This is a genomic window from Candidatus Streptomyces philanthi (genome assembly GCF_059553635.1).
In genome coordinates this window covers 1-8,603 of record NZ_JCANQV010000253.1, presented here as the reverse complement: position 1 = coordinate 8,603, position 8,603 = coordinate 1, and the positions used below count along the sequence as shown (strand labels likewise).

Annotated in this window: 9 protein-coding genes; 2 read left to right on the top strand and 7 right to left on the bottom strand. The window is 72.0% G+C overall.

Features of this window, described 5'->3' with window-relative positions:
* Positions 1-374: 374 nt before the first annotated feature.
* Entirely contained in the window at positions 375-1,181 is an 807-nt protein-coding gene (locus AC51EU_RS23505; protein WP_496269034.1) for an ECF subfamily RNA polymerase sigma factor, BldN family, read from the top strand.
* A 276-nt stretch (positions 1,182-1,457) separates the two neighbouring features.
* Positions 1,458-2,633, top strand: coding sequence for a DUF5667 domain-containing protein (locus tag AC51EU_RS23500; protein WP_496269033.1), 1,176 nt, complete (start codon positions 1,458-1,460; stop codon positions 2,631-2,633).
* Positions 2,634-2,720: 87 nt separating this feature from the next.
* Here AC51EU_RS23500 and AC51EU_RS23495 read toward each other — a convergent pair whose 3' ends face one another.
* The 7 genes from AC51EU_RS23495 to AC51EU_RS23465 all read right to left on the bottom strand — a co-directional run bounded on the left by AC51EU_RS23495 (position 2,721) and on the right by AC51EU_RS23465 (position 8,569).
* On the bottom strand, positions 2,721-3,713 hold the full coding sequence (locus AC51EU_RS23495; RefSeq protein WP_496269032.1) for a lysophospholipid acyltransferase family protein: 993 nt from the start codon (positions 3,711-3,713) through the stop codon (positions 2,721-2,723).
* A 13-nt stretch (positions 3,714-3,726) separates the two neighbouring features.
* Positions 3,727-4,770: an NAD-dependent epimerase/dehydratase family protein gene (locus AC51EU_RS23490; RefSeq protein WP_496269031.1), complete on the bottom strand. Its 1,044-nt coding sequence runs from the start codon at positions 4,768-4,770 to the stop codon at positions 3,727-3,729.
* Between the two features lie 301 nt (positions 4,771-5,071).
* Positions 5,072-5,170 (bottom strand): 30S ribosomal protein bS22, encoded by a 99-nt coding sequence (locus tag AC51EU_RS23485; RefSeq protein ID WP_003948845.1) that lies wholly within the window; start codon positions 5,168-5,170, stop codon positions 5,072-5,074.
* A gap of 120 nt (positions 5,171-5,290) precedes the next feature.
* Positions 5,291-5,500: a helix-turn-helix domain-containing protein gene (locus tag AC51EU_RS23480; RefSeq protein ID WP_006604741.1), complete on the bottom strand. Its 210-nt coding sequence runs from the start codon at positions 5,498-5,500 to the stop codon at positions 5,291-5,293.
* 128 nt (positions 5,501-5,628) lie between these two features.
* Positions 5,629-6,444, bottom strand: coding sequence for a phosphatase (locus AC51EU_RS23475; protein ID WP_496269030.1), 816 nt, complete (start codon positions 6,442-6,444; stop codon positions 5,629-5,631).
* A 173-nt stretch (positions 6,445-6,617) separates the two neighbouring features.
* Positions 6,618-7,793, bottom strand: a complete 1,176-nt coding sequence (locus AC51EU_RS23470) for an acetoin utilization protein AcuC (protein ID WP_496269029.1) — start codon at positions 7,791-7,793, stop codon at positions 6,618-6,620.
* 104 nt (positions 7,794-7,897) lie between these two features.
* Entirely contained in the window at positions 7,898-8,569 is a 672-nt protein-coding gene (locus AC51EU_RS23465; RefSeq protein WP_496269028.1) for an HAD family hydrolase, read from the bottom strand.
* Positions 8,570-8,603 lie beyond the last annotated feature (34 nt).

Genomic DNA, 8,603 nt, shown 5'->3' with positions numbered 1-8,603 from the left:
TCACCCTTCCCGGGTACTGTTCCGGTCACCCGCAGCCACCGTCCGGCGCGCGACGCGCCGGGCCGTAGCGCGGGCCATCCGGCGTACCTACCCACGCCACGCCGCGGTCAGTCACCACAGGGGCGCTCAACCACAACACGCCCTCCAACCAGGCAAATTGCGCCTCCTTCCGATCAAAAGTTGCACACTATTCGATACTCGATCTGCCACGAACCCAGCACGGACCGTAAGTAATCGATGATTTGAGCAACTGGGTGTAGCGCTGCCTATACGAAGCGTTATTCTCCTCAGACGCAATCCGGAACCCACACGTCCCTACGACGAGTGAACGGTCCCGCACTGCACGTGATGGAAGCTCTGCCTCTGGGAGTCCCGTGTACCCACACGTCGGGGTTGACGCCTCGGGCCTGGCTACGCTGCGTACGACGCTCGTCGACCACCTGCGCAGTTTTGTCCCCACCGCGTACGCCGTCCCCGCATTCGCCTCAGCCGTCCCCGCCACCCCCGCCGGCCCCTGCTGTTCCCTGGCCGACAGCAGTGCCGCCGTGGGCAAGCCCGCCGTCGGCAAACCCGCCACGGGCCGCGGCCGCCGGACCGCCGGCACGACCACCGCCCGGCGCCCGGCCGACAGCGACAGCCGCCGCATGATGGAACTGGTCGAACGCGCCCAGGCCGGCGAGTCCGAGGCGTTCGGCCGCCTCTACGACCAGTACGCCGACACCGTCTACCGCTACATCTACTACCGCGTCGGCGGCCGGGCGACCGCCGAGGACCTCACCAGCGAGACCTTTCTGCGCGCCCTGCGCCGGATCGGCACGTTCACCTGGCAGGGCCGCGACTTCGGGGCCTGGCTGGTGACCATCGCCCGCAACCTCGTCGCCGACCACTTCAAGTCCTCACGCTTCCGCCTGGAGGTCACCACCGGGGAGATGCTCGACGCCAACGAGGTCGAGCGCAGCCCGGAGGAATCGGTCCTGGAGTCCCTGTCGAACGCCGCCCTCCTGGAGGCCGTCCGCAGGCTCAACCCCCAGCAGCAGGAATGCGTCACGCTGCGGTTCCTCCAGGGCCTGTCGGTCGCCGAGACCGCCCGCGTGATGGGCAAGAACGAGGGCGCGATCAAGACCCTCCAATACCGCGCGGTCCGCACCCTGGCCAGGCTGCTCCCCGACGACGCCCGCTGACCCCCCTCCCTCCGCTCGTTTTCCGCCCTTCTCCACACCCTCCGACGACTACCCCGCGTGACCACCCGTGTCCGGTCGGTCAGATCATCGTGAGTGCGTAACCCGTGTGCCGCGCCGCTCGTTGAGGGGGATGCAGGCTCCATGTGGACACACCAGGCCCGCCGCCCCTCACCCGTTCGGGTGGCCGCGGACCACGGAGTGCAACCATCCGGCCCGTCTGGACAGTCCAAGACCGGGCCGGGGAGTCACGCGGGAATGACGAGAGGAGGTGCCGCCGTGATCTCAAATGTCTCGGTGCACCGGCGGGCCCACGCCTTCGCCCAGGCCCTGGAGGAGCAGGACCCCACGGGCGCGGCGGCCGCAGAGCAGGCCGGCACACCGGCACACACCGCACCGGACGCACGGCTGCTGTCCGTCGCCGACGGCCTCGGGCGGCTCCCCAAACCGGAGCTGGCGGCCGAGGTCAAGACCGTCCAGCGTGCCCAGCTCATCGCCGCGATGGAGGCCGCCGTCGCCGAGGGCACCCCGTCCGACGAGGCCCGGGTCCCCCAGCAGCGCACGTCCCGGGGCGAGCGGCGGCGCCCCCGCTCCCGGCTCGGCAGGGGACTCGCCGCGGGCGGACTGACGGTCGGCGTGGCCGCCGGCGCGTTCACCGGCGTCGCCGCCGCCAGCGCCGACGCCCTCCCCGGGGACACCCTCTACGGCCTCAAACGCGGCATGGAGGACCTCCGGCTCGACCTCGCGGGCGACGACGCCGACCGCGGTCGGCTCTACCTCGACCAGGCCGCCACCCGCATGCTGGAGGCCCGCCGCCTGATGGAACGCGGCCGCCTCACCGCGCTGGACCACGCATCGCTCGCCGAGGTCCGCAGGGCCCTGGCCGGCATCACCCATGACGCGGGCGAGGGCCACCGCCTGCTGCACGCCGCCTACGAGCGCGACGGCTCCCTCGCCCCCATCCAGACCCTGGACTCCTTCACCACCTCGCACCGCGCCACCTGGTCGAAGCTGCGCGACCGCCTCCCCTCCCAGCTGACGGACGTCGGCGAGCAGGTCACCTCCGTCCTCGCCGCCATGGACGACGAGATCGGACCGCTCCGCTCGCTGCTGCCCGCCCCGGAGAGCGGACGCCCGTCCTCCCCCGCCGCCCCGCACGCCACCCGGGCCGGTACGCCGCACAGCGAGTCCGCGGCCCCGTCCGGCGACGCCGTACCGGCCGCCGGCACCCAGCAGGGCACCTCCCGCGCCCCGCAGCCCTCCGCCTCGCCGTCCGACGAGGGCGGGCTGCTCGGCGGCGCGGGCGGCCTGCTGGGGCCCTCCGACGACCGTCCGCAGTCCTCGCGCGGCGGCGCGGGCAGGGACCCCTCGGGCCGCCCCGAGGTCACCCTGCCGCCGCTGATCCCCGGACTCCTTCCGGACCTCGGCATCAACGCCGAGAACAGCGGGAACTGACCGCCGGGATCCTCCCGTGCCCGACGGGACCCGCCCGCGCCGCCCGGTGTTCCTCCACCCGCCACGGAGGGACACCGGGCCCACGGCTCAGAAGAACACCGAACGGCGCTGCACCAGCAGCTTGTACAGGGTGTGCTGAATCGTTTCCCGTACCTGGTCGGTGAGGTTGAACATCAGCATCGGGTCGTCGGCCGCCTCCGGCGGATAGCCGTCCGTCGGGATCGGCTCGCCGAACTGGATCGTCCACTTCGTCGGCAGCGGCAGCGCGCCCAGCGGCCCCAGCCACGGGAACGTCGGCGTCAACGGGAAGTACGGCAGCCCCAGCAGCCTCGCCAGCGTCTTGGAGTTCCCCAGCATCGGGTAGATCTCCTCCGCGCCCACGACGGAACACGGCACGATCGGCACCCCCGCCCGCAGCGCCGTGGAGACGAACCCGCCGCGCCCGAAGCGCTGGAGCTTGTACCGGTCGGCGAAGGGCTTGCCGATGCCCTTGAAGCCCTCCGGCATCACCCCGACGATCTCCCCGCGCTCCAGCAGCCGCTGGGCGTCCTCCGCGCAGGCCAGGGTGTGCCCGGCCTTGCGCGCCAGCTCGTTGATCACCGGCAGGACGAAGACCAGATCGGCGGCGAGCAGCCGCAGGTGCCGGGCCTCGGGATGGTGGTCGTGCACCGCGACCTGCACCATCAGCGCGTCCAGCGGCAGTGTTCCCGAGTGGTTGGCGACGACCAGCGCGCCGCCCTTGGCCGGGATGTTCTCGATGCCGCGGACCTCGACCCGGAAGTACTTCTCGGCGAACGGCCGCAGCAACGACATCAGGACCTGGTCGGTCAGCTCCTCGTCGTAGCCGAACTCGTCGACCTCGTACTCCCCGGTGATCCGGCGGCGCAGGAAGCTCAGCCCGCCCGCGATGCGCTCGTCCAGGGACCGCCCGCCGCGTGCCGCCCGCGGCGTCGGCGGGTCCGCCTCACCGCCGGTACGGGCCTCCGGCACGGGGGCCAGCCCGGGGCCGCCCGCCGCCCGCTGTGCCCTCCGGCGCGCCCGGGGCTCCTCGCCGAACGGAATGACCTTGGCGTCCGCCATCGTGGGTGACTCCTCACTGGGCCGGACGTGCGGCGAGCACGCCGGCGAGCCGGTCGACGGTACGGGCGAGGGACGCGGGCGGCAGCAGGCCGGGGGTAAGGCCGCGGGCGAATTCCGCGAAGGCGTCCGCCGTCGTGTGGTGCGGTCGGAACCCCAGTGTCTCGCGCATCTGCGTGGTGTCGACGATGCGCCCGTGGGTGACCATACGGATCTGTTCCGGCGAGAAGTCGGAGAGGCCGACGGTGCGCAGGGCGGCGCCGGCCCAGGTGAGCGTCGGCAGCAGCAGGGGCAGCGTCGGGCGCCCCAGCCGCCGCGAGGTCTGCGACAGCAGCAGCACACCGTCACCGGCGATGTTGAAGGTGCCGCTGTTGAGCGTGCCGCGGCGGGGCTCGGAGGCGGCGATGCACAGCGCCTCCAGGGCGTCGTCCTCGTGGACGAACTGGAGCCGCGGGTCGTAGCCGAGGACGGTGGGCAGCACCGGCAGCGTGAAGTACTCGGCGAGCGGGGAGTCCGCGCAGGGCCCCAGGATGTGCGCGAAACGCAGCACACAGACCGCCACATCGGGCCGCCGCCGCGCGAAGCCACGGACGTACCCCTCGACCTCGACCGCGTCCTTGGCGAAGCCGCCCCGGGGCAGCGACTTGGGCGGGGTGGTCTCGGTGAAGACGGCGGGGTCGCGGGGCGCGGAACCGTAGACGCTGGTCGTGGACTTGATGACCAGCCGCCGGACGTGCGGCGCCTTCTGGCAGGCACCGAGGAGCTGCATCGTCCCGATGACGTTGGTCTCCTTGACCGCCGTCCGGCCGCCGCGGCTGCCGAGCGGCGTGCCGTTGACGTCCAGGTGGACGACGGTGTCCACCCCTGTCCCGGCGAGGACCTTGGCGATCGCCGGATGCCGGATGTCGGCCTTGAGGAAGGTCGCGCCCCCCAGGTCGTGGCCGGGCTCCACCGCGTCGACCGCGATCACCCGCTCGACGCCGGGATCGCGTCCGATCCGGCGGACGAAGCGGCCCGCCAGCTGCCGCGCGGCTCCCGTGACGAGCACGACGTTGCCCACGAGTCAGCCCTTCCTTCCGCCGTCGGCCCTCGCCCGGGCCGAGCCGTGCGGCCACGCTATCCGGTCGCCGCCACGCCGCGGCGACCTCGCGCGGTCCGGAACGACATTTTCACGCCCCGGCAGCAGCCGCCCGGCAAAGGGCCCGTCCGTGGCGCGGCCACCCGGGGGACGCGGCGCACCGGCGGGCCCCCGGGCGTTCTGACGGACCGGCGGCCCGGCCGCGCGGAAAAGGCCCACGAACGCGCCGCAGCCCCTCACCGCACGGGGCGGCAAGGGGCTGCGAAATCGCGATCAGCGTCGCTTACTTCTTGTTACGACGCTGGACGCGGGTGCGCTTGAGCAGCTTGCGGTGCTTCTTCTTGGCCATCCGCTTACGCCGCTTCTTGATAACAGAGCCCACGACTACCCTCGCTCACTTCGAATCACTCGGTGCGGGGCGTCCGAGCCCACACTACCTACATCGGGCCAGCGTACCCGGCGCCGGGCGATCGGCGTAATCCGAGAGTCCGATGCGCTCCGTTCAGGCGGATTCCACCCCGACGAACGACTCACGGAGGTAGTCGTGCACCGCCTGCTCCGGCACGCGGAACGACCGCCCCACGCGGATCGCGGGCAGATGACCGCTGTGCACCAGCCGGTACACGGTCATCTTCGACACCCGCATCACCGTGGCGACTTCCGCCACGGTCAGAAATACGACTTCGTTCAGTGGCCTTTGGTCCGCTGCCATGTCACACCTGCACCTTCCGCATAAGACGGGCACCGGCTTCCCCTCCGGTGACTCTTTGTCGCTATGCGCTCACTCCCCAATCTAGGGGCGGGTGATGCGAGTGGGGAAGAGGAGCAGCGGAGGACCCTCTACCATGACAGACCAGCACGTTTAAGGACATAGTGCTGGAGCGGTCGGTAGCTGTCGGAGGCCCCCGCATCGTCCAGCGGGACCACCGCACGGACCGCTCCCTCGGCCTCCGCGACGAACGGCGCCGGGTCGTCCGCGTCCGCCGGACCGATCGCCTCACACCCCAACTGACCTGCGCCGCAGAGCCATCCGTGATCCCCGATGACCAGCCCGGGAAGCGGCCCGCCGGCGTCCGCTGCGGCGGCCAGCGCGGTCCTCACGGGGAGGGGCGAATGGGTGTGCACGCCCCCTTCCGCCGGTGCGCCCCGCGCGCCGGTACCGCGCATCAGCGCGACTCCCCTTACGTAGGTGAGGGTGCACGCGCGTACCCCGAACCGGGTCACCATGTCGATACGCAAGCCATACGCAGGAGTGACGACATGGCAGCCCGCTGACGAAAGTGCGTTCGCCAGGCCGACGTAGAAATCCAGCAAGGTATGAGGATGGCCGGTTCCGATCAGGACCGGAACCCCGCGATCGGCCGCCGCCGCGATCCGTTCCGCGAAACGGTCCAACCCGGCGAGCGTACGATCCGGGTCGATCACATCGGGGCCCGTGGTGTGACTGGGGTCCGTCGAGACACCACACCGCGCGCCCATCAGCCGCAGCAGATCCCGCAGTGACCAGTCACGTTCCGGCTCCAACCCCAGAAGCGCCCGCGGATCACCGGCCGAGAAAAGCCGGTAACGCTCCAGGCTCTTCTCCCGCCGCGTCGAGATCGTCCCCGCGAGCCGCGCCTCGATCAGGTGCGCCCGCAGCGCACCGGTGCCCACCACGGCCCCATCCTGGCCGGTTTCCCCCTCATCCCCCAGCGAACCGACGGGTAGTCACACATCCGGGCGCACCCTCCCGCCCCCACGGGACGCCCGTCACCACCCGCCCCACCCCGGGCACCGCGCCCCACCGGCCACCCACGGGGCCCCGCGTCACATGCGGCCCTGCCGTTCCCTCACGGCAGCAGCCCGTGCGCCGGGAACACCGCCCGCCGGGTGGCCAGCACCGCCTGGTCCACCCGGTCCGACGGGTCGTACCCGCCGTCGCCGAAGTCCTGCCAGCGCGGCTCCCGGCCGTCCGTCATCCGCTGCGGCGCCGCCTGCCGCGTCCTGCGGTACACCTCGTGCCGCCACTCCTCCGGGACCTGTGCCGCCGGATCGAGCGGCCGGCCCGCCGCGATCGCCGTCAGATGCGTCCAGCTGCGCGGCACCACGTCGACGACCGCGTAGCCGCCTCCACCGAGGGCGATCCACCGCCCGTCCGTATGGGCGTGCGCCAGCCGGTGACAGGATTCGGCCACCGTCCGCTGGGCGTCGACGCTCACCGCGAGATGCGCCAGCGGGTCCTCGAAGTGCGTGTCCGCGCCATGCTGGGTCACCAGCACCTGTGGCCGGAACGCGCCGACGAGATGCGGCACGATCGCGTGGAAGGCCCGCAGCCACCCGGCGTCCCCGGTACCGGCCGGCAGCGCCACATTGACGGCGCTGCCCTCCGCGCCGGGCCCACCGGACTCCTCCGGCCAGCCGGTCTGCGGGAACAGCGTCCGGGGATGCTCGTGCAGCGAGATCGTCAGCACCCTCGGGTCCTCCCAGAACGCCGCCTGCACCCCGTCCCCGTGGTGGACGTCCGTGTCGACGTACACGACCCGCTGGGCGCCGAGTTCGAGCAACCGGGCGATCGCCAGTGCCGCGTCGTTGTAGACGCAGAAGCCGGACGCACCGCCGGGCATCGCGTGGTGCAGCCCGCCCGCGAAGTTGACGGCGTGCAGCGCCTCCCCCCGCCACACCGCCTCCGCCGCGCCGACCGACTGGCCGGCGATCAGCGCCGACGCCTCGTGCATCCCCCGGAACGCGGGGTCGTCCTCCGTCCCCAGGCCGTACGCGGCGTCCGCGGCCGCCGGGTCGGCGGACGCCGCGCGGACCGCGTCCAGGTAGTCCTGACGGTGCACCAGCCGCAGGGTGGACTCCCCGGCGGGCGGGGCCGCGACGACTTCCAGGGGCGGGCGGTTCAGCCCGTACGCCTCCACCAACCGCATGGTCAGTGCGAGTCGTACGGGGTCCATGGGGTGTCCGGGGCCGAAGTCGTAGCCAGTGACCGCCTCGTCCCACATCAGTCGTGCGCGACCGCTCATGCTCGTCACCGTATCGGGCGACACCGTGGTCGAACGAGCGATTCCGGCATCGACTTCCCTGGGGTGACGAGCGGCCTGACGGGCCGATGAGCGCCCCGTACGCGTCAACCGGCCGTCCGCTCGTCCTCACCCCGGAGGAGGAGGGCCGGCAACTCGGTCATCGCGGCGAACAGCGCGGTGGCCCCGGCGAGCCCGGCGGCCGGGGTCATCGCCGTGAACCCGTAGACGTCCATTCCCGCGGCGCGGGCCGCCCGCACCCCCAGCGGGCTGTCCTCGACGACCGCACAGCGCTCGGGCGCCACACCCATCTCCCGGGCCGCGTGCAGAAACAGGTCCGGCGCCGGCTTTCCCCGCCCTACGTCCTGCGACGAGAACAGGCGCTCTTCCCCGAAGCGCGCGAACAGCCCGGTGGTGTGCAGCGCCACCCGGATGCGCTCATGGCTCCCGGACGATCCGACGCAGTACGGGATGCCCTCGGCCGCCAGCTCCTCCAGGACGTCCGCGACGCCCGGTACCGGCTTCAGACGTGTACGGAACGCCTCGAAGACCCGGGCGTGGAAACTCTCGTCGAAATCGTCCGGCAATCGCCGGCCCGACCGCTCCAGCACCGTCTCGTGTATCCGGTGCATCGCCGACCCCATGTAGTCCCGGAGCGATTCCTCGTACGTCGTCGGGTGCCCCGATGCGGTGAGCTGGTCCGCGAGAATGCGGTTGGAGATCGGCTCACTGTCCACCAGGACGCCGTCGTTGTCGAAAATGACCAGGTCGTAGCGCATGGGCCGAGGGTATCGACGGCCGGCGACCGAGTGT